Below are 26049 nucleotides of genomic sequence, written 5' to 3'. Positions count from 1 at the left end.
TTTAATCTTTAAAATTATGGGAATATAATATAAATCACATTGTAATAATAACAGCTCCAAGGATAAAAAAATTAACCTTGGAGCTGTTAGACGTTTAGCTTTAATAATAAAATGAAATATTATTGTGAATTTTTCTTAGAATGTTTTTCTTTCTTACAATAGCAGTAGAATAGCACATATTTTTTATATGGGCATAATCCAGAACTGTATAATTTTTAAAGAATACAAAATCTATAAGTTCTTTCTCATCTTTAGTTAGATTTTTTAGAGCTAGTCTTAATTCTTCATAATCACACATCTCACATAATGAAGTTTCAGGAGAAATTTCTTGCGATGGGATGTCCTTTTCAAAATTATCATGTAAGCTTAGAGCATTATTACCTTCAGTAGAGCTTCTGGTTTTAATTCTCTTAATCAAATCATTTATATTATTTTTTATGGCATTGGTAGCATAAGCAACGAATCTATGCTTATCTAAGTTATACATAGAGATAGATTTAAAAAGCGATTGATAACATTCCTGAACAATATCATATGAGTTATACCCATCAATAAAAGTTCTCTTTGAGATATTATAAATTAATGGTCTAAATTCTTCAGCTAATTTTTCTTTTGCTCCTTCATCATTATCTTTGCACCTAGTAACTAAAGTTTCGATATAATTAAAATCCATATAAACCTCCTTCATACATAAGATCTATAAAATCAATGAATTATTTTACATATATTGTGTTTAATGTTAAATTAATCTCTACATATAGTATATATGGTTAAATTATCTAGAACCTATATGGAAATTGAAAATTATTTAAAAGACCAGCAGAAGATCCGCTATATTTTGGAGGAAATAATGTACCATGGATAACAGTAGCGGAGGTAACTAAAGATGAAGATAAGTTTCTTGATGACGTCTCTACGTATTTAACTGAATAAGGAAAATATATTAGGAAATAAAGAATAAAAAATCGCTTTAGTGTTTTTATTAGTCTCGTGATTACTTCTTTTAATAATATATAAAATTGGATATAATAAAAATAGTATATAGCAAGAGGAAATTGGTGAGGAGAAAAGGGGTAATAAAATGAGAAAAAATATACAGATTGGAGCATCTGATTTTAAAGAATTAATAGAAGGAAATAATTTTTTTGTAGATAAGAGTTTATTAATAAAAGAATTTATAGAAAATGGAGCAAAAATTATCTTAACACCAAGACCAAGAAGGTTTGGAAAAACCTTGAATTTAAGTATGTTAAGATATTTTTTTGATATAAGAACCAAAGATGATACCAAAGATTTATTTAAAAACTTAAAAATAGAAAATGAAAAAGAGATAATGAAGCTTCAAGGGCAGTATCCAGTTATTTTTATTACTTTTAAAAATCAAAAACATATTTCATTTGAAGACTTTCAAGATGGAATTAAGGTGCTATTATCTAACTTATATAAAGAACATGAGTATTTGTTATATAGTAATAAGTTATCAGAATTTGATAAAAATGATTTTAAAGAAATAATTTCAAGAAAAGCTTCAATAGGTGTTTTATATGAGGGCATAAGCAATCTTATGGGATATATGAATAAGCATTATGGCAAAAAGGTAATGCTATTTATAGATGAATATGATGTGCCAATTCAAGAAGGATATTTGCGTGGTTACTACGATAATATGATTGTATCAATAAGAAATTTATTAACTTCAGCACTTAAAGATAATCCATATGTTGAAAAATCACTAATAACAGGAATCCTTAGAGTTGCAAAAGAAAGTATTTTTTCAGGACTTAATAATTTAGAGGTAAATACTATTTTAAGATATAATTTTAATGATAAATTTGGTTTTACAGAAAATGAAGTTTTTGATTTAGCTAATTATTATGAGGCAGTGGAAAAGATTGAAAGTATTAAGAAATGGTATAATGGATATGTTTTTGCTGGAGAAGTAGTTTATAATCCATGGTCAGTATTGAATTATTTAAAAAATATTAAAGAAGGCTTTATGCCGTATTGGATTAATAGTAGCAACAATGATTTGATTAAAAAATTATTAATTAAAGGCGATAAAAACATGAAACTTGAACTAGAAGATCTTATTGAAGGAAAATCTATAAATAAGGTGATTGATGACAGTATAGTAATGTCAGAAGTTGAAGATTCTAATGATAATATTTGGAGTTTTTTGCTTTTAAGCGGGTATTTAAAAGCTGTAAAGACAGAAAATATAAGAGGTAGATTAAAATGTGAACTTAAAATTCCTAATGAAGAAGTTCATATATTTTATGAAAATTTAATTAAAAAGTGGTTTAATGAAACTATGACTAATGAAAAATATGAACTGATGTTAAATATGCTTATAAATGGTGAAATAGAAATATTTTCGGGAATATTTAAGCAGTTTGTAATAAATAATTTAAGTTACTTTGATGTATCAGGAACTGAACCAGAACGGGTTTATCATGCTTTTGTACTTGGAATGCTGATATCACTTTCGGATAAATATGAAGTTAAATCTAATAAAGAAAGTGGATATGGACGATACGATGTTATGCTAATTCCAAAGGACATTTCTAAAATAGGAATTGTCATTGAATTTAAGAAAATAGATGATTTTTTAAAGACAACAATAGAAGATGGAAGCAAGGCAGCCTTAAAGCAAATAGAAGACATGAAATATTCACAGGAGCTTGAAAGCCGTGGAGTAAAAAATATAATAAAGCTTGCAATTGTATTCAAAGGAAAAGAAATTGAGATTACTCAGGCACCTGAAAATGGAAATCCTAGATTAATATAGAAGCAATGAGAACAGATGAGATGAATTTAATAAAATCTTATCTGTTTTTTGTCTTAAGAATAATAAATACAAGTAAATTATGTAAAAGATAAGCTGTATAATTTTAGTATAAAGTGAGATTTTAGGTGTACAAAATTATGGAGGAGGGAAAAATAAATGTTACCCAAAGAAAAGAATTTAGAAGAATCCATTGAAGATTATTTAGTATCAATAGGATATGAATACAAAATCTATAAGTTCTTTCTCATCTTTAGTTAAATTTTTTAGAGCTAGTCTTAATTCTTCATAATCACACATCTCACATAATGAAGTTTCAGGAGAGATTTCTTGTGATGGGATGTCCTTTTCAAAATTATCATGTAAACTTAGAGCTTTATTATCTTCAGTAGAGCTTCTGGTTTTAATTCTCTTAATTAAATCATTTATATTATTTTTAATGGCATTGGTAGCATAAGCAACAAATCTATGCTTGTCTAAGTTATACATAGATATAGATTTAAAAAGTGATTGATAGCACTCCTGAATAATATCATATGAGTTATATCCATCAATGAAAGTTCTCTTTGAGATATTATAAATTAATGGTCTAAATTCTTCAGCTAATTTTTCTTTTGCTCCTTCATCATTATCTTTGCACCTAGTAACTAAAGTTTCGATATAATTAAAATCCATATAAACCTCCTTCATACATAAGATCTATAAATCTAATGAATTATTTTACATATATTGTGTTTAATGTTAAATTAATCTCTACATATAGTATATATGGTCAAAAGCTATAAAAGCAATTTGGAGAAGAAAAATTATTATAAAGGAAGAGCTAAAAATTGATAATGGTAATGGGTATAGCTGTGATGAGTTCTATTAAAGAACAAATCAAGCTAATGAAATGACAAAACAAAAGATATAAAGCTTTATGTGGAAAGTCATATTAACATAGGGGGAGATGTGACCTAGAAGCGATAGGATTTTAGAAATTAGAAGTAGTTAATCAATATGGTGCGAAAGTATGTGATGAATTATCAAGTGGTTTGAATTTACCTAACAGGAGGGACAAGAAGTCTTAGTGTTCTTAGTAAGAATATAGTGCAAGCAATATTGCTGGAGTTAAGAGTGTAGCAGAAAAAATATCTAAATAGATTAAATATAAAGAAGTACTCTGATTAAAATATTTATTCTAATTTGGTTTAGTAGCTAATATAACTAATAGTGTTAGTAATTCATTAAGGTGTTAGAATGACTTTAAAATCATTATATACCTTTTTTAAAGCATACTTTAATTATGTTACATCTGGAAATCGTGCTTATGCAAGAGCAATTTCAGAAGCTATGGCAGTTATTAGAGATACATTAGCACAGAAAACTTTGAATCCAATACAAATATATTTGCACAAGCCATTTTCTTTTAAACTTGCTAAAGATATGCTTCAAAAAGCAGTTTCACTTGCAATGTCACAATACCAAGACCCTTTTAATGAAATCCAATATTTTAAGATTACAGTAACTATAGATAAAAGTTTTATTACTACTAATCATAAGGGAATAAATATACCAATAGAAGGCGGATGGGATAATAAAAATAATAAGCTTATTATTATTACATTTAGTCAACCAAGTAACATGATAGAGGAAGTTAGAGTAATCAAAGGATTGATTAAAGAATTTACGATAGTAGGTACTTTACCAGCAAATATTAAAACAGTAGCTTATTGGGATCTAAGTAAGGGAAAGATAACAGAGATAGACTATCAACCTTTGCAGCCAGTTGACAAACAGAGTTTGATTAATGCGGCTAATAGGATTTGATATAATAATTAAGTTACTATAGCTGCATCTTTATTTCAAATAAAGATGCATCTTTTGCACTCTAATTTCAAGAGTAATAATAAGAAAGAAAATATAAGTATCTAGTTTGGTGAATTATTTTTTTATTGGAGTAAATTTGAATATATCAATATTAATGGTAATTATTGATACAAATATAGGTAATATAATCAAATATTGTAGTATAATAAGGATAGATTATCTGCTTGAAAAAGATAGTCTATCCTTATTATGGTTTATGAAGAAAATGTAGAAGGAACGATTATAAGACGTACAATTATGTCTATAATGGGTAGTTTGCATAGCAAATAATTTTGTTAAGATTTACTTATTAGTTTTAAGCAATATTATATTACTGTATAAAATGGTAAAATAATGTGATAACTTATTAAAAATTAGGAGGTATATATAATGTTTAAACGTTTGATAATAAAAGAATGGAGGCAATTTTCTGATATAGATATTACCTTTCATCCACATCTAACTGTTCTTACAGGTGCAAATGGAGCAGGAAAGACAACTATATTAAACTTGTTGGCTGATCATTTTGGTTGGGGCTCTCAGTTTGTAAGTTCATATACAAAGGATGAAGAGACTGGAACTTTGAAATATAGCAATAGTATACATAGATTAGGGGAAAGAATAAAGAAATTTTTTATAAAAAAGTCGGTTGAGCCAGAGTCTATTGAAAAGTATCAAATAGGAGAGATTCAATATAAAAATGATGCAATCGCTAGTTTGATTTTGCCAGATTCAGTAAATCAAACATATTCAGTAAGTTTTAGGAATAGACAAAGCATCCAGGGACTTTACATTAATTCTCATCGTCCTACTTTTCCATATCGTGCGGTGAAATCAATTCCTACACAAGTTATGAATCGTGGGGAAATTTATAAAAAATACTTTGAATTTACAAAAACATTTGTATTTGATACGTTCAGAAATTCCAACGAAGTATCATCTACAGGGTTGATTAAAGAGACAATTGCATCACTTGCAATGTTCGGATATGGTAACCGAGCTGTATCTTCAAATTTAGAAGCAAAAAAGTTATTTGAGGATTATGAAGAGATTTTAAGAATAGTTTTGCCACCTAAGTTAGGATTTAAAAAAATACAAGTAGAAATTCCGGAGGTTATTTTGTGCACTCAATCCGGTAATTTTCCGATAGATGCGGTTTCAGGAGGCATTTCTTCAATTATTGATATTACATGGCAGCTTTTTATGTATGCTGCCCCTACACAAGAATTTGTGGCTGTAATAGATGAACCAGAAAATCATCTTCATCCTGAACTACAAAAATCTTTTTTACATAATTTGATTAAAGCATTTCCAAATGTTCAGTTTATTGTGGCAACTCATAATCCGTTTATGATTAGTGCAGAAAAGGATTCAAATGTTTATGTTTTAGACTATAACGAGAAAAATAAGGTTTGTTCTATGATGTTGGATTATATAAATCGTGCGGGTACATCTAACGCTATTCTAAGAGATGTATTAGGTATTGGTTCATCAATGCCGTTCTGGGCCGAAGATATGCTAACAGAAATTGTTGAAAAATATAGTACTTTTGAATTGACAAAAGAAAATTTAGATAATCTTAGAAATGAATTGAATAAAATCGGATTGGATGGATATATCCCTGAAACTATAGCTAAAGTTGCGGAGGGAAAAAAGAATGATTAAATTATCAAAACTTCCTAAACCGAAAATATTAGTTGACCATGCCAAGCAATGGACAAAAGAATACTGTGATTGTTTATCTAGAGGAATAAAGCCTAGCCCTGAAATTGCAAGCAGATACAATAACCCAATAATAAAATCTACTTTAGAAAGAGAAACTAATGGGAAGTGTGCATACTGCGAAAGTAAGATTAAGCATAATTCTTATGGAGACATTGAACATATTCTTCCTAAAAATGTTGAAGCCAGACCAGATCTTTATGTTGAGTGGACAAACCTCACGCTTGCGTGTGAGCAATGTAATAGAACTGGAAAACGTACATATTACAATCCGGCTAAACCTTTAATTAATCCCTATGAAGACGATCCAGATGAACATTTTCAAGTGTTGGGTCCTATGATTTGCTATAAACCTGGAGATGAGAGGGCATTTATTACAGAAAATAAATTAAATTTGAATCGTTCTGAACTGATTACGCGTCGTAGCGAACGTATTAGTTCGGTTGAAAAACTTTTGTTTAGTTGGGAGCAAGCTACAGAAGATACAATAAGAGATATTATATCTGATCAATTGTTACAAGAATGTATGCCAGATAAGGAATTTAGTTTTGTTATAAAATACTTTCTTATTGCTCGAGGATTTCCAATAGATTCGGCATCATAAAGTATCGCACTGATAAGCAATTAGTATTGCTAAATAGTTAAATTCATATTATCCATATGCTGATTAGGATAATAATGTATAATTTAGTTTAGAGAGTGTTCTGATAACTAGAAGTTATCATTGTAAAAATTAATTATTTATTTGGAGAAGAGGCATGATTAAAAAAGTAAAGGAAAATTTAGAAAACAATTATTTGTTATTGATAACTATTGTATTTTTAGTTCCAGGAATAGCAATTTATTTATTGAATTTGTTATTAAAGCTAGGTTGCAATATAGGATCTTGGATATACCAATATGTAGATTTGTCGTTAGTCATTATTGATACTACAGCAAGTATTAAAACAGGTGATTATATATCCTATTACTTTACAATTATGGCGATAGAAGTTACAGCTATACTATCTTGGGCTCTGTTGCAGGCTAGCAAGGAAAGTAATAGGTTATCTGAAGCAATAAAAGCTAAAGAAGATAATAGGGATAATGAAAAAGTAAAAGAGAGTGCAATGATTATATACTATGATTTGCTATTAAAGATTGGAATTCTTAGAAATCTGTATGTAACATTAATTCTAAGTAAAGAAATAAAAAAAATAAATACTATTGAAATTAATAATGATTGGATAAAAAATCTCTCTGAATTAAGAAATGTTTTATCAAAAAGAGAGATAGATGTACTTTTTGAGCTTTATGGGAATTTTGCATTATTGCAGAAAGCGCAAGTTTGTTCAGATGTTGAAACTGTTAAAGATATAACTAAAAGCATATCAGGAAAATTATTTATTGATGTTTTACTTAAATATATGTGGATGGATTTTGAAGGAAAGATTGAGAGTCTTTTGCATAATAAATATTATATAATTTTTAGGAAAATTGAAGGGAAAATTAATGAGGAAGAAAAATATTATTCAGATGAATTAAATCAGCTAAAAATGAAGCAAGTCAATGGTAAGTATAAGATACATGGTGAATATATTAATGGTGTTTTAAAAAATGGAAAAGACACTTACTATGATGAAAATGGGAATCTAATATACTCTCTTATTTATAAAGATTATAAAGTAATTAAAGGAAATTATTCAAATTATATAGATGATAGGTTTGAAAATATCTTTGATATCGAATTTGATGAAAATGGAATGGAAGATACTGGCCGTATAATAATATTCTATGATTCTAATATGGTTAAATATGATGGAAATATTAAAGTTAGAAAATATGAAGGATATGGAATTTTGTATCAAGACAATGAGTATTTATCAGTAATATTTGATGGTATTTGGGAACAAGGTAAAAAGAAGGAAGGGGTATTTAGGGACAATAGTAAAAATGCTTCAATTGAATATTTTAATGGAACTTATTATAATGATAAACCATATACAGGTGAAATTAAGTTAGGTAATCTAAAATCATTTAATGATGTATATGAGTATAAAGGAACCATAAAAGAAGGAAAGATGGAGAATGGAATTGGATATACAAAGAATGTTTCTTTGATTGATTGGAGTTATATAGAAAGGCATAATGATAATATTCAATGTCAACGATATCTTATGAGTAGAGAAGAAAACGAATGTGCTTATGAATATGAACAGGATGATATTCCTGATGAAGTGAAACAGGAGATGGCAGAAGAAAGTGAAAGGTATGAAGTTCAAAGAACTAAAGAAAATTTACAGGATGAATACCTTGAGGTTGTGGAGCTTATCGAAACAAAGTGGACTAGAGGAAACCCTGAAAGGTTCGAAGATGATGATTTAAATAAAAAATATTTGGGGTATGGAACTAAAGAAAAAATAAGAAAAATTCATAAATTATGAAATTAAATTAAACTTAACAAGTATGCTTTTGGTCATCCTAGTAATTAGATAGTGAAAATTTTAATTAGTATGTATATAAATAAGGTTTATACGATTAAGTAACGAATAATATATTTTGGGGGATTATAATTATGACAAGAATATTACACACAATAAATTATGATGAAAATAAATATGATGACGCTTATGATATATTTATTGCATATGATGAAAATAATGAACTTCCATTTAGAAAGTATAAATCAGGAGGACTTGGTAGAATAAATGCAAAAAAGGGGGATACCGTATATCTGTATATTGGTGAACCAATTAGAAAAATAATGTATAAATGTATAATTACTGATGATAATAAGGATAAGAATGAAACAATAAATGACGAAGAATATTTTAAATCGAAAAATCATAAGCAAAATAAAAATGATACTAGCAAAACATGTTATATTCTGAAAAAGTTACAATTCATTGATACAGAGAATTTAAATTTTACTCATATTAAAAAGAGTATAGGTGATAAGGGAGAGAATTTAACAAGTTTTAGGAATGATTATACAGACAAGCATGAACAACATTTGAAGGAAATGTTTAATTATATAGAAAATATATTTAAAGATGATTGCAATACTAATTTGCAATCTATAAATTATGCTGATCTACAGATTATTAATGATGAATTTAATAGTATAGATGATGAATTTGATAATAAAAAAAATAACTCCCATGATATACTACAAAAGTATAAGGACAGATTAGTAAAACAAAGAATAGGACAAGGAAAATGGAGAGATTATCTTATCAAAAATAATGGTTGTAAATGTGCATTGTGTGATATAAGTATGAAAGAACTATTAATTGCAAGTCATATAAAAGAATATAGTAAATGCGAAAAAAATACTACAGAACATTTAGATTTAAAAAATGGATTGTTGTTATGTGCAAATCATGATAAGTTATTTGATAAACACCTGATTTCATTTAATATGGATGGAACGATTAAGATATCTGATAAAGTACTTAAATCACAATATGAGATACTTAGAATAGATAATTGTGATAATATATCTATTGAATCGTTTGATGAGAAATATATGTCATATCATAGAAATATTCTTAATGAAAATAATATTGGATAATTATTCTTTAGTGATATTAATTAGAAAAGTATATTTAAAGAAAACTTCCCATTATTCATATATAATAGAAACCAAAAAATATAATACTAGCAGATAAATACAAGATTTAAATAATTAAATTTTAATAAAAAATTATGATGTAGAAATGGTGTGAAATAATAAAAACATCAACGTTTTACACATTCTAAACCTTGATGTTTTCTTACAGGATGATCCATAGAAGAATCGAACGTCTGGTTTTAGTAAAAGCAGCTAGATGAGTAGACCAAGGTATTTGTGGAATCCCGACTAGAAAAAGTAAATTGGAAAGTTGACTGATGCGCTAAAAATGTCAGTTATTCAAAAGGCAATTGATGATTTTGGAGATAATTGGGTGTCTGTCTTTAGCAAAACATATATCCCAAATTTACAAAAGCATATTAACATAATAAAACCATAAATTTATCTAATTTAAATAAAGGTAATAAACATCTAATTTTAATGTTTATTACCTTTTTTAGGTGTTATCTAAATTATTTTCTCCTAGTACATTAAGATATAATTATTAATAACTTTGGTATATAATTATAAAGGAATTTAGACATATGAGAAAACAATTAACTATGTTGCAAAATATAGATAAACAAACTATAAGCTATACTTAATCTTTGAAATATATCTCAACTAGAAATGAGTGATATACTTTTGTAACCACAAGGGTCATAATATGGAATGTTTCATTGGTAATTTTGATGGATGTTATTGCTTGACTATAAGTTGTTCCAAATGTGCTAGTTCAAAAAGTGATGCTCCAAATTTTACATTTGGTAAGCAGAACTTTCTCTGTGAGCGCTTGTTCTTTGAGGCTAGCATCTTGGGTGCAACTTCTGATCTTAGAATCATCCATCATAATTCCTTAGAAACTGGAACAACAGCATAATCCTTATTTCGGCGAGTTATACGCACAAGTATAGATTAGAGTTGGAGTTTTGTTTTTGATTGTAACTTAAGAGAATAGGAGCAATATTTAATGAATATAAGTGATTTAATTATATATAATAAAACAATGCCTAAAAGAGAAGCAGCTTATGTTGATTACCCAAGTAATTTATCAGAGGAATTATGTGAGTATTTGTCTCAAAATGGGATTGATAAGCTGTATAGTCATCAAGCAGAAATGTTTGAAAAGGCAATGGATAGGAACAATATTGTAATAACAACTTCTACAGCAAGTGGAAAAACTCTTAGCTTTTTGCTGCCTGTTATTCAAGAAATTCTATCAAATCCTTTGGCTAGAGCAATTTTTATATATCCTACAAAGGCCCTTGCAAGTGATCAGTATCGTGCAATTTTGCCTTACTTAGAATACTTTGGGGCTAACAGGATTTCAGCAGGAGTTTATGATGGGGATACGCCTGTAAATGAACGAAGCAGGATTAGAAAAAATGCCAATATTATTTTAACTAATCCTGAAATGATAAATGCTGCGTTTTTACCGAATCACAGTAAGTTTGGTTTTGATTTTATCTTTTCTAATTTAAAATATATCGTAATTGATGAACTTCATACCTATAGAGGTGCTTTTGGTTCACATCTTGCAAATGTATTTAGAAGGCTTGGCAGGGTGTGCAGATATTATAATTCCTCGCCTCAGTATTTATGCAGTTCAGCAACTATAGCAAATCCAGTTGAACTTGCAGAAGAGATCTGTGGACATAAATTTCTTGAGGTTTGCATAGATGGTTCACCAGCTCCAAAGAAAAATTATAAGCTTGTGCAACCGCCAAAGATTATGGGCCATGATAAAAAATATTATGGGCAGGTGCAATCAACTTCAGTTGCTGCTGATTTAATACCTGATTTAGTGGAAAATGATAATAGCTTTATTGCTTTTGCCAAATCAAGGAGAAATGTTGAGGTTGTATTAAAGGAAGCAAGAGATAAATTAGAGACGGAAAACTTTTTTGGAGCTACTTTAAAAGACAAGATATCTGGATATAGGGGAGGATATACTCCACTTGAGCGTAAAGAAATTGAAAATAAAATGATTACTGGAGTTTTGCGAGGTTTAGTATCAACAAATGCTTTAGAGATTGGAATAGATATTGGTAAAATTGATACAACAGTAATTGTAGGATACCCAGGAACTAGAGCGTCTTTTTGGCAGCAGAGTGGAAGAGCAGGTAGAAACGGAAAAGAAAGTACCAATTATTTAATCCTTGATAATCTGCCTTTTGATCAGTACATAGCAATTAATCCAGACTGGCTTTTTGAAAGTGGAAGTGAAAATGCAGTTATAGACAAGAATAACCTTTTAATAGAACTTGCACATATACGTGCAGCAGCAGCTGAAATACCATTAACTTTAGATGATATTTCAATTTTCCCAGATTTAGGTGAAACAATTCCTGTTTTAATCAGAGCAAGTGAATTAACTAATCAAAGTGGAAAGTTTGCATGGTGTGGTAATTCATTTCCAGCAGGAGATTTTAGCTTAAGAAATATTGATAAAGCAAGGTACAAACTTATAAATAAAGATAACAATAAAGAAATTACAGAAATGGATGAAATGCAGGCTTTTCGTGAAATTCATAATGGAGCAATTTATATGCATGATGGAGTTCAATATCAGGTCGTAAAGCTTGACTTAGAAAGTAGAACTGCTTTTGCTATTCCCTTTAATGGAAATTATTATACAATGCCAGGAGGCACAACAAATATAAGGATAATTCAAGGCAGCAAAGATATGGAATATGAACGTACTAAAGTGACTTTTGGAGATGTAAATGTTGATGAAATAGTTTATATGTATAAAAAGCTGCAATTTCACAATCATCAAAATTTAGGTTTTGAACAGTTAGAAAAACCATTATCAAAGGATTATGATACAGAAAGCACTTGGATAAAGATTCCTGACAATGTTGTTACGGTATATAGAAGGCTCCTTCAGGAAAGTCAAAATGGAAACTTTATAAGAAATAATCATTTTGAAGGTGTATGTTACGCAATTAAAAATGCAGCAATGATGGCAACCATGACAGAACAGGAAGACATAGGTGTTGTAATGTCTAACAATGCAATAGAAATAAGTCAAAATTATGATAGCGAAGTTTATATGTTTATTTATGATAAATACGTAGGTGGACTTGGTTATTCTGAGAAAGTATTTGACTTAACTGCAAAGATTATTGAAAATGCAATCAAGATGGTAGGCGGATGTACATGTGATAATGGCTGCGCTGCATGTATTGGAGATTATCAATTAAATAAAGCTATGGTTCTATGGGGGCTTAAGAATTTATTAGAGGAGATAGAGGCACCAAAGGATATTAAGTTAGCACAATATGCTCCAGCAACCTTTATTAAGAAAGCATTTAAGTTTAATGAATTACAGGAAAAATGGAAAGAATTCTGTGAGTATATGCAGGAGAATGGAGATGCATTTGCAAAATTTTTAAGTACAATCCCTAAGGTGGAAATAGATAATCGTACTTTAATTTTAGTTTTAAATAATGCATTTTATAGAGAATGGGTAATGGAAGAAAGTAATAAAAAGAGCATATTAAATATTATTTCTTTCCATACAGATGCTCCAATGGGAATTGAATTAAGTGTCAGACTTGAAGAGATAGATGAAGATAGAAAGAATGTAAAAAGTAAATTACAAAGAAGATATGAAGATCTTACAGAATAGGAGAATAACATGCATTATGAAAAAGAGCTAGAAAGACTAAATGAATATCAAAGAGAAGCAGTACTTGATGAAAGTGATGCATGTGTTGTAAATGCAAATGTTGGAAGTGGAAAAACAACAGTTTTGATTTCAAAAATCGTGTATCTTCATTATGCAAAAAATATTAGTTATAAAGATATGATTGTATTAACTTTTACTAATAAAGCTGCAAATGAAATTAAAGAAAGATTAATGGCTTCTGATGAGAGTATAAAATCAGATGAATTAGAGGGCTTTGGAACCTTTCATAGTGTGGCCCTTCATTTACTTAAAGAAGTATTGCCAATTGAAAAAATAAGATATGAAAAAGATTTTTTAGTAATAGAGCCAGATGAGGAATTAGATATTGCCTTGCAGATAATCCAAGAAGAAAAGCTCAAAATTAAATATAAGAACCGTTTAAAAAAGAGACTTGAGCAAGCTATGGTTATTGAAAAGGAAGAAGAAAAGATTTCGCCTTATGATGATGATATTTTTAAGCTTGTAGAGCTGCTAAAGGAAGAGAAGATAAAACAAAATAAGATGTCTTTTTCAGATATATTGCAAAATGCAAATTTATTATTAGGTGAGCATAAAATAGAACCTAAGTGGATTATTATTGATGAGGTTCAAGACAGCGATAAAATACAGCTTGATTTTATTGATAAGTTAAAAGGTGAAAATACTAAATTATTTGCAGTTGGTGATCCAAATCAGGTTATTTACAGCTGGCGTGGAAGTTCTTTAAACGTGGTTTACACATTAAAGCATAAGTATAATGCAAAGGAGCTTTCTCTTCCAATAAATTACCGTTCAAGTAATGCTATTTTAGAAGCAGCAAGATGCTTTCAGCAAAATGGAAGTCGCTTAATGGGCGCTAGAGAAACTGAAAATAAAATTATAGTTAAAAATCATTATAATCCTTTTAATGAAGCGTGTTATTTGGCAGATAAGATCAAGGAAATACATAAATCAGGTGTGCCTTATAAGGAGATTGCAATTTTTTATAGACTGCAAAACCAGTCTCAGGTCTTTGAAGATGTGTTTTTAAAAAATGATATTCCTTTTGAAGTATCTATGAAGAAAACCATAAGTGACAGTCCAGTGTTAAATTGGATGATTAAACTATTTCGTTTTTGCGTAAATCCTAATGATTTTTCCTCTGCAATTTATGTTCTTAGCAATAAAGAATATGGAGAGAAAATGACAGAAAAGACTGCAAGAAAGATAGTTAAAGAGCAGAACATAATTAAATCAGAACTACTAGAAAAGATGCATGAATTTTTAAATAAATGTTCTGAAATTAAGATGGCAGAAGAGATTTATAATTATTTTGAATTTGATAAGTATATAAAGCCAACTTCAGCTACATATATAGATGATAAAGAAGCTATAAATGCGTTGCTTGATATAATCATAGAATATGTGAAAGAAAAACAAATGATATTTTTAGATGGACTTAGAGAGTTTATAAATTCATCAGCTTTATATGGAGTAAATATTTTAAAGAAGGATATAAATAGCGATATAGATTCTGTTAAGCTTATGACCTTACATGCCTCTAAAGGTTTAGAGTTTTCTTATGTGTTTATTACAGGAGTTAATTATGGGTTAATTCCACTTCATACAAGAGATATGGAGGAAGAAGAGGAACAAAGATTATTTTTTGTTGGAATCACTAGAGCAAAAGATTATCTAGAACTTTCTTATTATACAAATCCAGATTATCAAAAAGCAGCCCCTGGAGAAAGTAGATATATTCATATGATTCCAGAGAAATTAATCCAAAATGATAAGGTTAAAAATAATAATGTAAATCTTCAAGAACTTAAAAAACAAATTCAAGAGGCAAAGACTAAGGGAAAGAAAGAGGAAATTTCAGTTACTGAAGCAGTAGAATTACCAGTAGTTGAAGAAATAAATGAAACATCAATTAAAAAGGTAAGCCACAAGAAGTACGGAACAGGAAAAGTCCTAAAAGAAGATGATATGATGATTGAAGTAGAATTTGAGAATTATGGAGTGAAAGAATTTATAAAAGCCTTTAGCGAACTAGAATTTTTGTAGATATTTTTCTTATATAGGTAATGTGCAAAAGATAATTAGTAAATAAAAACAACATTTTAAAGATAATAAACTAATTAATGAAGTAATTTGAACAAATGAAGATATAGGAGGAACAAAAATGATTATATATATATTTAGTTTTATAATTTTATTATGCGTTGGTGTTACAGCGTTTATAAAATTGAACCCAGCTTTCGGTGGAAAGCCTACAAAAGAACAAATAGAATTTTATAAGAATTTCGATAATTATGTTAATGGAAAATTTGTTAATGAAACTCCAACGGGTTTGGGCATGAGTGCTTCAGATATTTTATCAATGCTTAAAGATTCGATTACAGGCGCTGAAAATCGAAAGCCTCATGGTGAAATTCCTGTGGAATCAATTGATTGGGAAAAGATCAAAAGTGAAAAAGATAGTTTGACTTGGCTTGGTCACTCATCCTTTTTACTTAGCATCGATAATAAAAAACTGCTGCTAGACCCAATTTTAAGTACCATTGCATCACCAGTTTCATTTGCGGGAAGTAAAAAATATAAATATAGTGAAAATATTTTGGATATTATTGATAAAATTCCACCTATTGATGCAATCTTTATATCACATGACCATTATGATCATTTAGATTATAAATCGATTGTAAAACTAAGCAGTAAAGTATCACATTTCTTCGTTCCTCTAGGGGTAAGTTCTCATTTAATGCGATGGGGTATTTCTAAGGAAAAAATTACAGAGCTTAATTGGTGGGATGAAATGAATTATCAAGGTTTAACAATTGCATTAACACCATCAAGACATTTTTCAAAAAGAGGAATATTTGGCTCAGATGCAACTCTATGGGGAGGATATGCAATTATCGGAAAAAACATAAATTTATATTATAGTGGTGATGGAGGATATGATTCACATTTTAAGAAAATAGGAGAAAAATATGGTCCCTTTGATATTACTTTGATTGAGGGAGCCCAATATGACAGACGTTGGTTTTGGGCGCATATGAAACCAGAAGAAGCCGTTCATGCTCACTTAGATGTAAAGGGTAGGAATATGATGTTAATGCATTGGAGTGCATTTACCTTAGCCTATCATGGTTGGAAAGAACCAATAGAACGAGCCTTAAAGGAGGCCAAAAAGTCAGAGATTAGTTTAATAGCCCCTAAAATCGGCAAAACAGTGCTATTAGATTCAAATATAAATGTTCCGTTTTCTTCATGGTGGGATTTTTAACTAAGAAGATGATATGATGATTGAAGTTGAATTGGAAAGTTTTATTTATCAGAAATGATAGTAAGTTAGTTCAAAAATGGTGAGTGTTATTCAGTATTAAGTAGAACTATTACTAATAAAATTCAGTAAATATTTAAAAAAATTTTCTTAAATTAATAACAAATTATGTGAATTAGCATACTATAATATTATAAATCAGTTGGTTAAGAATTTATAATAAATAACAAAGGAGAAAAGAAAATGGGATACAAAGATTATGAAAAGTATTTAGAATCTTACGAAGAAGAGGAAGTTGATTCTGCTAAAAAATGTGGTTGTGAAGATGAAGAAAAAAATAAAAAAGATTGCTATAAAAGAAATTACCCTACAGGAGCTGCATTAGAAGAAGCTTATCGTGCAGGTCGTAAAGATGGATATAAAGAGGGATACTGTGAAGGATATGACAAAGGATCAAAGGATGGATGTAAGCAAATAAAAGAAAAAATTGCTGGATGTATAGATAAAATTGAATGTTGTTAATTAATAAATTAGTGATTTATAGATAATTCAAATAAATGAAGATTATATAAAAATAGAATATCTCTTGGAAAATAATATTAAAAGCAGTGGTAGGAGCAATCCGGCTACTGCTTTTTGTTGTTTTAGTTTATCTAATATTAGAGAAACTAATTATAAAAGTAATGATAGACATAGGACTTATTTCGATTATTAAATTTAATGAGACACGGAAAAAATAGCTAATATACTAACTAGTATATTATAATAATTAGTATATTATGATTTTAAAGAAAATGTTCATATTAAAGAAGAATGATTATATATGAATAAATAAAGCACTTTTAAATAGAATAAATAAGTTAAATGGTTGAATAACACTAAACAGCATAAGCACTCTTTTATCGATAACTTAAATTAACCTATAGATAAAGATGGGTTAAAAAATACTAATAGAGAAGGTAGAATAGAAATTATGAAGAATTCTTAAGCATTAAAAATTATGTTGTGAGGTAGATTATCAGTATGATAATATAATCCGTCTTTATACAAATTCTGTGCCCTTTATTTTTTTATATACTCCTCATAAGGAAAAGGAACTATGATTTCTCCATCAACAACATTATAGTTAGTATTTTCTATAGGGCTTAAATTGTTAACCAAATTCATTCCAACATTATAGAATACTTCTGCTAAAACTTTAGGGTCTTGAATAACAGTACCAGCCATAAAGCCCTTATCAATTAAAGATTTTGCTTCTGGAAGTCCATCAATTCCAACGATAGCTATATTTTTGGATTTTTCGCCCTTATTATAGCCATATTTTTGAAGTGCCTCAACTGCCCCTATTGCCATAGCATCATTATTTGAAATTATTGCCTCAATCCTACCATCATATCTAAGAAATAAGGATTCGATAGAATCTTTAGATAAGCTCTTAAGCCAATTAGCATTTACCAATGCTAATTGTTCTGTGTTTATCCCTGAATTACTAATTGTTGAAATAGCATATTTTGTTCTGTCGATTGTGACTGGATCTTTAGCTTGACCATGCAATAGAACATATTGTAAAGTGTTATCATTATTTTTATCTAGTGAACTTTTATTAGAATTCCATAGATTAACGAGAATTTTGCCTTGAACAGTCCCAGCTAAATCAGAATTTGCCAGTATAAAAGCAGCTTTATCATAATATTTAGAAACTTTAGACACTACTTTCGGATCTATATCTAAAAAAACTATTGGAAGATTTTTTGATCTAACATTAAAAATAATATCTTCAACGAAGTTTTCACTTGTATCAGCTAAGTTTGCCAAAATTAAATCGAAATTATCTTTAGAAATGGAATTAAATTATATCTTTCATTTCAAAGGCATCTTTCATATTTAGTATGGCATTAAAAATAAATAACATTCCTTAAGAAAACTAATAAACAAGATAATTAAATTTATAAATTAGGAGTCATTATAGCTGTTGATTTTTTATACTAATTGCGATCATTTCATTTCGACAATTTGCATTATACAATGATATATTTTATGGCTAAAAACATAGGAATTTAAAGAAAATAGATAATTATATGGGAAAAGTAAAGGGAAAATTTTCTTTACAAAAGAACGCAGTTTCAATATAATATATTAAAGAGAACGTATGTTTGTACAACTAGTAGATTTTATTTAAGAAATGGAAAAAATATTTGAGCTTAAGTATGATATAGAAGGGTGTAAGTGGATACTATTTAAAATATAATGAAGTTCATTTTTTGCTAATAAATATTGTGATAAAAGGAATGATAATTATGGTAATAAAAGACAAAGAATTAGATATAAATTTAATAAATTCAGTAGAGAAATACTTAAAATTAAATTATAGTGAGCTATATGATAAGAATGACTTAGGCGCAGTATTTGATGAAGCTAAGAAAGATGATGAACTTAAGTTAAAAATATTTAATTCAATAAGAAGATTTATAATGAATTAACTTTTTGATAGTTCCTAGATATCAGATAAAATGAATGTGGAGGAATAGAAAATGAAGAATACAGTATATCTTTATGTATTTGATACAATGGCAGACTGGGAAATAGGTTATTTAATCGCTGAAATCAATTCGGGAAGGTACTACAAAAAGGGATTAATGCCGCTAAAAGTAGTGACTGTAGGAATTACCAAGGCCCCTATTACTACAATGGGAGGCCTTACAATATTGCCAGAAATTGAACTTGAGGAGTGTAATACTCATGATACTGCTGCTTTGATTCTACCTGGTGGGAATACATGGACAGAAGCAATTCATGCTCCAATTATACGAATGGCTGAAAAATATTTAGAGAAAGGCATTGTTGTAGGGGCAATTTGTGGTGCTACAATAGGACTTGCTATGTGGGGAGTACTAGATACACTAGGTCATACAAGCAATGACCTAGGGTATCTTAAAATGGTCTGTCCAAACTATGATGGAGAAATGTACTATAAGCAGGAATGTGTAGTAACTGATGGAAGTTTGATTACTGCTTCTGGAATAGCTCCTCTTGAATTTGCTTTGCATATATTGAAAATTCTAGATGTATTCTCTCCGCAAACCCTAGATTCTTGGTACAATCTTTATAAAACCCAAGAGTCAAAATATTTCTTTGAGCTTATGAACTCAATTCAATAAAAGGTTGCTTAAAGTGGGTAAGATAGCTACTTTTCACTGCAACAATTGGGAATATGGAGTTAAGAAAAAGTACTTATTGTCATAAAATAAGTACTTTTTTTAAGTGAAAATTATCCATTAATTTATTAATTCATTTGATATTTCAGGACTGTTTTTTACTTTTTATTCATTAGAATTAATCCAACTATACTTAAGCATATTCCTAGAGCATTCATAGGGGATAGTTTGGTTTTATAAACGAAAATACCAACTACAATTAATATTATTGTTGAAATTATACTTACAAAAAGAGGAGCAACGGCTATATTCCATCCACTTCTATAGATATATAAATATCCTATTTCCAGGCCTAATGCAGATATCCCTAATACATAACTTGCCCAATTTAATTGTTTTAGAGAGCTTATAATATTGCGGTCTATGGGCAAAATGATTAATGCTAATATAGAGAATATTATTGCGGTAACATATGTGACTATCATTGATATAAATGGATTTGTTGATTGATTGATAGATTTTTGACTGATATTATATATTACAGTTGCTAAAACTGTGATTATCATAGATATATAGTACATATAATAATACATCCTTTCTTATATGTTTTGAAATAGTAATCATTAGAATAAAAGCTTCTAAATCTTTTATTCTAATGATTATAGATATTGCAATTACTTCATAATGGTGTTTTTTATTTGTAAGATTACTAATTTTTCATCTCCATTATTTGTGAAACCATGGCTTTCTTCATGTGGAGATAACATTACATCATTCTCTTTAATTGAAAAATCCTCGCCATTTATAGTTATTATTCCTTTGCCGCTAATTACATAGAATATTTCATCTAAATCTGAATGTTTGTGAGGAGTCATTGTTTCACCAGGTTCGTAGAATAAAATACCTGAGTCCATTGTGCCCTCTGTAAACAGTGCTTTCCTTTTGATTTTTTCTGTAATATCGTTAATGTTCAAAATTTTCATAGTTATACGTCTCCTTAATTTATAATATTTATTTAAGCTAATTATTAAAATTCTATTTTATGGTAAAGACACATTTGATTTTTTCATAATAGATTTCCTCCCATGCTTTGTTGACTTATGGTATTATAATATAATCACTATTAACTTTTTACAAGAAGGCACTATTTTGTATGGTACGAACTAAATAGTAAGTATCAATTTATATATGATAGGAGTGAATGCTGATGACATGTGGTAAGTTATGTCCAATTGAAGAGACTGTTAAACTTATTGGACACAAGTGGAAAGTTCTTATTTTAAGAAATTTACATGATGATGGAACGCAAAGATTTAACCAACTTGAGAATGGAATTAATGGGATAAGTCAAAAAATGTTAACACAGCAGCTTCGACAAATGGAAGCTGATGGATTAATTATTAGAAAGGTATATCCTGAAGTGCCACCTAGGGTTGAATACTCACTTTCAGAGCTAGGGAAGAGCTTAAAGCCAGTTTTGGATTCTATGAACATCTGGGGAGAAAATTATATAAATACTAATAAACACCTTTATGAAGATTAAATTAGAGTATATACATTTTTGCAAGATAAGATGGAAGGACAATTCTACAAACTTACCATATAACAATGATATGGTAAGTTTTGCTTTATATATATAATATGGGTATATTAGCAGGTGATCCTTTTATTCAGAAATTGAATTTGCGATTTTTTTAATGAGCTATGACAAGATATTACACAGTATGTAGATTTGACATGGTATATTGAAAAGCGCTTTTTAAAAATAGAATAAATATGATAGAAACTACTTATTATCCTATTTGCATAATTATATAATTATTCCAATTTTTTATTTTTAATGGTAAAATATATACATTAATAAGAAAAAAAGGGGATTTTTAATGAAAAATAAAATGCTTATAAAGACTTTATCATTGTTTTTAACAACAACAATATTACAACTATCGGGTATTTCAGCTAAATTATTTAATGGTAGTGGTATTGTGGAAGTAAATGCAGCTACAAAAAGCTATGCTGAAAAAGAAAAACACATTATGTCATCAGTAGAGATTCAAGGGAATCTGATTGAAGGACAGACGTTAACAGCTATAGTTAGGGATGCAAGTGGACGAGACATAACTAAATATTGTGTTATTGGTTGGGAGTGTCTTGAATATCCAACAAGTGCTTCACAATCAATTTATGGTGGTCCTAGTTCTAAAGATAAAAACAAGCAAAATCAGTATACTCTAGAAAAAGAGGATGTAGGAAAATATATTAAAGTAATAGCGGAAGGAGACTATGTAGATCCAAATGCTCCTGCTGGTGATTTCCGGGTTGCAACTAAAGAATCTTCAATTACTACAAAAGTTGAAACTAATCCTTCAATACATTGGCAAAAAGAAATTGACGCTTCCGAGGATTTTACAGCTACGGATTGGTATTATTTAAATGATGATGGTTCAAAAATTTCAGGTTGGAAACAAATAGGCGGAGATTGGTATTATTTTTCACCTAAAAATATGAAAATGCAAAAAGGCTGGAAATATATAAATGGGAAATGGTATTATTTAAATAAACTTGATCATGGTGAAGGTAAAATGTTAACCGATTGTTGGATTGAAGATGTAACAACCCATAAGGGACAAAAAAACACATTTAAATTTTATTACATTTCTAGTGATGGCACAATGGCTACTAATACAACAATTAATGGACATTATTTAGATGCTAGTGGTGCTACCACAGATAAGATTGATAAATTATTGGTTCAAAATTATTAAATATAGTATTATTTTAAATTAGTTCTATTTTTAAAAATCGTATTATTCAAGAAATTGAATTTGCGATTTTTTTACTGCATAATTCTAGTATAGAACGTATGAAGAGGAGTATATTAAGATGATTAGAAGGGAATGTATACCAATATAATGGAGTTGCAAAAACAATCACATCTGCTTTTTCTATTTTAGGAGCGAGAGCGTTAAAGTCATCATCAAATGAGCAAGGAGTTCCTTTACTGAAGCAAGTGTCACAGGCAATACATCCTTTTATATTTTTCTTTCCAACTTCATATTTGACTACTTCATGATCTGATTGTATTGCTCCTTTAATAAATGCTTCAGATAATAGATAACTATTACCACCAACTCTTCCACTACAAATTAACATTAAATAGCATAAACTTTTTTTTATAAAGACATAATAAAATTATACAACAGATGGGAAGAAGGATTTAAATGGAAGCATTTAAGAGAATATTAAGTATAGCCTTACTTGCAATTATATTGGTTATAATGCTTGGAAATAATTCATATATGACTACGAATGCCAGCACAAACTATCGTCAAGGCTCTACTGTTAGAGTGGGCTTATTTACAAGAGACCTTAATGATGATTACATGATACTCCTTCGCAAAAATTTTGAAGATATTCAAAAGAATAATCCTGGAGAAGTTGAATTCTCTTTTTATAATGCTAATTATAATCAATCAACACAAAATACAGATATTGAAAATGCACTTCATAACGGCATTGATCTTATATTACTAGATATGGTTAATCTACTTGAAATACGAGATATGATTAACAAAATCTCTAAATATAACATCCCAATAGTATTCTTTAATAGAGTACCATTTTCAATGGAAGCAATTAAATCGTATAAAAAGGCTTTTTATGTAGGAACAGATTCAGTACAAGGCGGTACTGTACAAGGGAAAATGATTGTTGATGCTTGGAACAAGCATAAAGAATTGATTGATAAAAATAAAGATGATGTATTACAATATGTATTGCTCGTTGGCGAAAAACTTAATAAAACCTCCATCGATAGATCAAAATACTCCGTTTCAACTATTAATCAAGCTTTTATAAAAACCGAACAACTTGCATCTCCTATTTTGAATTGGAACACAACATTTGCTAAAGATTCTGTTGATGCATTATTCTTAAGATATGGTAACAAAATAGAAGCAATAATTTCAAATGATGACTCTATGGCAATCGGTGCTGTTCAAGCGTTGCAAAAATATGGTTACAATACCGGAAATAAATCTAAGTCAATCATAGTTGTCGGTCTAGATGGAGTATCTGAAGCTAAAGAACTGGTTTCAAAAGGCTTCATGTTGGGTACTGCTTCACAAGAAACAACTGATATGACTAATACAATATATACCGTAGGAATGAATTTAGTTAAAGATAGAAATCCTCTTGAAGGGGTATCCTATAAATCAGATGAAACAGGAGTGGCAGTTTTACTTCCATATGAATCATATACCGGGCCAATGTTTCAATAATAATTAATTTCCAATAATCATAAATTTGTTTTCTTCCTTTTGGTATTCTAATGAAATAACTACATAAGTAAAAGTTTTTGCATTACTTAAGACTAGATTCTTTAGTAGTATTGTACACACAGATTTCTAAAGATAAATTACAATTCAATATCAAATTTAATTTAGATTGGATAACAAATCTTATAAAAGATGGGATTATAGAAAAATATATTTTTACTAAAGGTGAAATTGAAATAGGTATACATTATTTTAACTTAGACATTTACTTAGGTTTTATTCTTGACTTGAAGTTAACTTTAGGTGATATAATATCAAGTAAATAGGTTAATATAACCAATATATTTATGGAATTGCGAGAAAGGCGATGATAATATGGTAAATGTTACGCTAGGAAGAACTGGGATAGTAGTAAATAGAAATGGATTTGGTGCTCTCCCTGTTCAGCGTGTCTCTAACGAAGAAGCAGTAAAATTGTTGAGGAAAGCTTACGATAATGGTATTAATTTTTTTGACTCAGCAAGAAGTTACACTGACAGCGAGTATAAAATTGGTCTTGCTTTAAGTGATGTTAGGGATAAAATAATTATTGCAACGAAAACACCATCAACTACTGTTGAAGGTTTTTGGAGTGATTTAGAAAAGAGTCTTGCTATGCTCAAAACAGATTATATAGATATTTATCAGTTCCATAACCCAAGTTTCTGTCCTAAACCTAATGATGGGACAGGTCTATATGAGGCTATGCTAGAAGCAAAAAAACAAGGAAAGATTCGTTTCATAGGAATTACAAATCATAGATTACCAGTGGCCATAGAAGCTGTTGAATCAGGTCTTTATGATACATTACAGTTCCCATTTAGCTATCTTGCTGATAAAAAGGATGAGGATCTAGTAAATTTATGTAAAGAGAAAAATGTTGGCTATATCTGCATGAAGGCATTATCAGGTGGGCTTATAACAAGAAGTGATGCAGCTTACGCATACCTTTCTCAATTTGATAATACTTTACCTATCTGGGGAGTTCAAAGAGAAAATGAATTAGATGAATTTATCTCATATATAGACAATCCCCCTACAATGACAGAGGAGATTAAAGAATTTATTGAAAATGAGAGAAAAGAGCTTGTAGGTGAGTTTTGTCGTGGCTGTGGATATTGCATGCCATGTCCAGCAGGCATAGAAATTAATAATTGTGCAAGAATGTCCTTACTTCTTCGTAGATCTCCAACTGAGGGGCTTCTTTCAGGGGAAGGCCAAGCTAAGATGAAAAAGATTGAAGATTGTATAGAGTGTGGTAACTGTAAGGCTCATTGTCCTTATGGCCTTGATACTCCAAATCTTTTGAAAAGAAACTATGAAGATTATAAAACATTTCTAAAGAATATAGGTTAAGTAATAAAAGATATAAATAAACAACTTAAACCTAGACTTATGCAATAATTCACCGAAAGTAGAAACATTGTTATTTCACAGGACTATGAAAATTTCGCTGAAAGTGCTAAATTGCAGCTTGCACCACTAATGCTTGCTCCCAATTTCATTGTGACAAGCATTAGTGGAACAACCTATAATTAAGAACTTTTAACAGCTCATTTTCAATGCCTGCTGCATAAAAATGTTTCTGCTTTCTAGTGTGGTATTTATTGCAAATTATAAATGAAATTTTTAAGTGTTTATTTATATTTTTAATAGAAGTTTGAAAACTTCCTCTAAATTCTATGAGTAG

Annotated in this window: 22 protein-coding genes and 2 pseudogenes; 18 read left to right on the top strand and 6 right to left on the bottom strand. The window is 29.0% G+C overall.

Annotated elements, in window-relative coordinates; genetic code table 11:
* Positions 1–100 precede the first annotated feature (100 nt).
* On the bottom strand, positions 101–673 hold the full coding sequence (locus KEC93_RS16100; RefSeq protein ID WP_077868496.1) for a sigma-70 family RNA polymerase sigma factor: 573 nt from the start codon (positions 671–673) through the stop codon (positions 101–103).
* Between the two features lie 408 nt (positions 674–1081).
* Here KEC93_RS16100 and KEC93_RS16095 point away from each other — a divergent pair, with 408 nt between their 5' ends.
* Positions 1082–2788, top strand: coding sequence for an AAA family ATPase (locus tag KEC93_RS16095; RefSeq protein ID WP_077868497.1), 1707 nt, complete (start codon positions 1082–1084; stop codon positions 2786–2788).
* 219 nt (positions 2789–3007) lie between these two features.
* On the opposite strand, the pseudogene KEC93_RS16090 reads toward KEC93_RS16095, so the two are convergent.
* A pseudogene (locus tag KEC93_RS16090) lies at positions 3008–3460 on the bottom strand (RNA polymerase sigma factor); the annotation flags it as partial.
* Positions 3461–4024: 564 nt separating this feature from the next.
* On the opposite strand from KEC93_RS16090, the gene KEC93_RS16085 reads away from it, so the two are divergent.
* The 10 genes from KEC93_RS16085 (at position 4025) to KEC93_RS16040 (ending at position 17410) form a co-directional block, all read left to right on the top strand.
* Positions 4025–4594 (top strand): hypothetical protein, encoded by a 570-nt coding sequence (locus KEC93_RS16085; protein WP_077868498.1) that lies wholly within the window; start codon positions 4025–4027, stop codon positions 4592–4594.
* Between the two features lie 429 nt (positions 4595–5023).
* The gene (locus KEC93_RS16080) at positions 5024–6298 is read left to right on the top strand and encodes an AAA family ATPase (protein ID WP_077830281.1); all 1275 of its coding nucleotides are present in this window, start codon (positions 5024–5026) and stop codon (positions 6296–6298) included.
* Complete coding sequence (locus KEC93_RS16075; RefSeq protein ID WP_077307637.1) at positions 6291–6959, top strand: HNH endonuclease; 669 nt, start codon at positions 6291–6293, stop codon at positions 6957–6959. Before KEC93_RS16080 ends, KEC93_RS16075 begins: the two co-directional genes overlap by 8 nt.
* 154 nt (positions 6960–7113) lie before the next feature.
* A complete protein-coding gene (locus KEC93_RS16070) occupies positions 7114–8778 on the top strand; it encodes an MORN repeat-containing protein (RefSeq protein ID WP_077830282.1) in 1665 nt (554 codons plus the stop codon).
* Between the two features lie 131 nt (positions 8779–8909).
* A complete protein-coding gene (locus KEC93_RS16065) occupies positions 8910–9908 on the top strand; it encodes an HNH endonuclease (protein WP_077830283.1) in 999 nt (332 codons plus the stop codon).
* Between the two features lie 706 nt (positions 9909–10614).
* Positions 10615–10827 carry a hypothetical protein gene (locus tag KEC93_RS16060; protein ID WP_077868499.1) on the top strand — a complete coding sequence of 71 codons (213 nt, stop codon included), beginning with the start codon at positions 10615–10617 and terminating at the stop codon, positions 10825–10827.
* Between the two features lie 90 nt (positions 10828–10917).
* Positions 10918–13581 carry a DEAD/DEAH box helicase gene (locus KEC93_RS16055; protein ID WP_077868500.1) on the top strand — a complete coding sequence of 888 codons (2664 nt, stop codon included), beginning with the start codon at positions 10918–10920 and terminating at the stop codon, positions 13579–13581.
* A 9-nt stretch (positions 13582–13590) separates the two neighbouring features.
* Positions 13591–15666, top strand: coding sequence for an ATP-dependent helicase (locus KEC93_RS16050; RefSeq protein ID WP_077868501.1), 2076 nt, complete (start codon positions 13591–13593; stop codon positions 15664–15666).
* A 118-nt stretch (positions 15667–15784) separates the two neighbouring features.
* Positions 15785–16891 carry an MBL fold metallo-hydrolase gene (locus KEC93_RS16045; RefSeq protein WP_077868502.1) on the top strand — a complete coding sequence of 369 codons (1107 nt, stop codon included), beginning with the start codon at positions 15785–15787 and terminating at the stop codon, positions 16889–16891.
* 240 nt (positions 16892–17131) lie between these two features.
* On the top strand, positions 17132–17410 hold the full coding sequence (locus KEC93_RS16040; RefSeq protein WP_077868503.1) for a FliH/SctL family protein: 279 nt from the start codon (positions 17132–17134) through the stop codon (positions 17408–17410).
* Positions 17411–17950: 540 nt separating this feature from the next.
* Here the strand turns inward: KEC93_RS16040 and KEC93_RS16035 are convergent.
* Positions 17951–18736 (bottom strand): annotated as a pseudogene (locus KEC93_RS16035) (substrate-binding domain-containing protein); the annotation flags it as partial.
* Between the two features lie 449 nt (positions 18737–19185).
* Between KEC93_RS16035 and KEC93_RS16030 the strand changes: the two are divergent.
* Both KEC93_RS16030 and KEC93_RS16025 read left to right on the top strand, forming a co-directional pair.
* Positions 19186–19368, top strand: coding sequence for a hypothetical protein (locus KEC93_RS16030; RefSeq protein WP_012059328.1), 183 nt, complete (start codon positions 19186–19188; stop codon positions 19366–19368).
* Between the two features lie 51 nt (positions 19369–19419).
* On the top strand, positions 19420–20046 hold the full coding sequence (locus tag KEC93_RS16025; protein ID WP_077868504.1) for a type 1 glutamine amidotransferase family protein: 627 nt from the start codon (positions 19420–19422) through the stop codon (positions 20044–20046).
* A 155-nt stretch (positions 20047–20201) separates the two neighbouring features.
* On the opposite strand, the gene KEC93_RS16020 is transcribed toward KEC93_RS16025, so the two are convergent.
* Together KEC93_RS16020 and KEC93_RS16015 are read right to left on the bottom strand one after the other, a co-directional pair.
* A complete protein-coding gene (locus KEC93_RS16020) occupies positions 20202–20624 on the bottom strand; it encodes a membrane protein (RefSeq protein WP_012059326.1) in 423 nt (140 codons plus the stop codon).
* Between the two features lie 93 nt (positions 20625–20717).
* Complete coding sequence (locus tag KEC93_RS16015) at positions 20718–21026, bottom strand: cupin domain-containing protein (protein WP_012059325.1); 309 nt, start codon at positions 21024–21026, stop codon at positions 20718–20720.
* A 224-nt stretch (positions 21027–21250) separates the two neighbouring features.
* Between KEC93_RS16015 and KEC93_RS16010 the strand changes: the two genes are divergently transcribed.
* Both KEC93_RS16010 and KEC93_RS16005 read left to right on the top strand, forming a co-directional pair.
* Positions 21251–21586 carry a winged helix-turn-helix transcriptional regulator gene (locus KEC93_RS16010; RefSeq protein WP_012059324.1) on the top strand — a complete coding sequence of 112 codons (336 nt, stop codon included), beginning with the start codon at positions 21251–21253 and terminating at the stop codon, positions 21584–21586.
* 340 nt (positions 21587–21926) lie between these two features.
* Positions 21927–22808 (top strand): hypothetical protein, encoded by an 882-nt coding sequence (locus tag KEC93_RS16005; protein ID WP_017212356.1) that lies wholly within the window; start codon positions 21927–21929, stop codon positions 22806–22808.
* A gap of 46 nt (positions 22809–22854) precedes the next feature.
* On the opposite strand, the gene KEC93_RS16000 is transcribed toward KEC93_RS16005, so the two are convergent.
* The gene (locus tag KEC93_RS16000; protein ID WP_207717943.1) at positions 22855–23196 is read right to left on the bottom strand and encodes a flavodoxin family protein; all 342 of its coding nucleotides are present in this window, start codon (positions 23194–23196) and stop codon (positions 22855–22857) included.
* 68 nt (positions 23197–23264) lie between these two features.
* Between KEC93_RS16000 and KEC93_RS15995 the strand changes: the two genes are divergently transcribed.
* The 3 genes from KEC93_RS15995 (at position 23265) to KEC93_RS15985 (ending at position 25715) form a co-directional block, all read left to right on the top strand.
* Entirely contained in the window at positions 23265–24323 is a 1059-nt protein-coding gene (locus KEC93_RS15995) for a galactose ABC transporter substrate-binding protein (RefSeq protein ID WP_017212354.1), read from the top strand.
* A 110-nt stretch (positions 24324–24433) separates the two neighbouring features.
* Positions 24434–24646: a hypothetical protein gene (locus KEC93_RS15990; RefSeq protein WP_173696069.1), complete on the top strand. Its 213-nt coding sequence runs from the start codon at positions 24434–24436 to the stop codon at positions 24644–24646.
* Positions 24647–24695: 49 nt separating this feature from the next.
* On the top strand, positions 24696–25715 hold the full coding sequence (locus KEC93_RS15985; protein ID WP_077868508.1) for an aldo/keto reductase: 1020 nt from the start codon (positions 24696–24698) through the stop codon (positions 25713–25715).
* Positions 25716–26049 lie beyond the last annotated feature (334 nt).

It is taken from the genome of Clostridium beijerinckii, assembly GCF_018223745.1.
GTDB lineage: Bacteria > Bacillota > Clostridia > Clostridiales > Clostridiaceae > Clostridium > Clostridium beijerinckii.
Note: the sequence above shows the minus strand (reverse complement) of the source record. Positions and strands in the feature narration are given on the sequence as shown.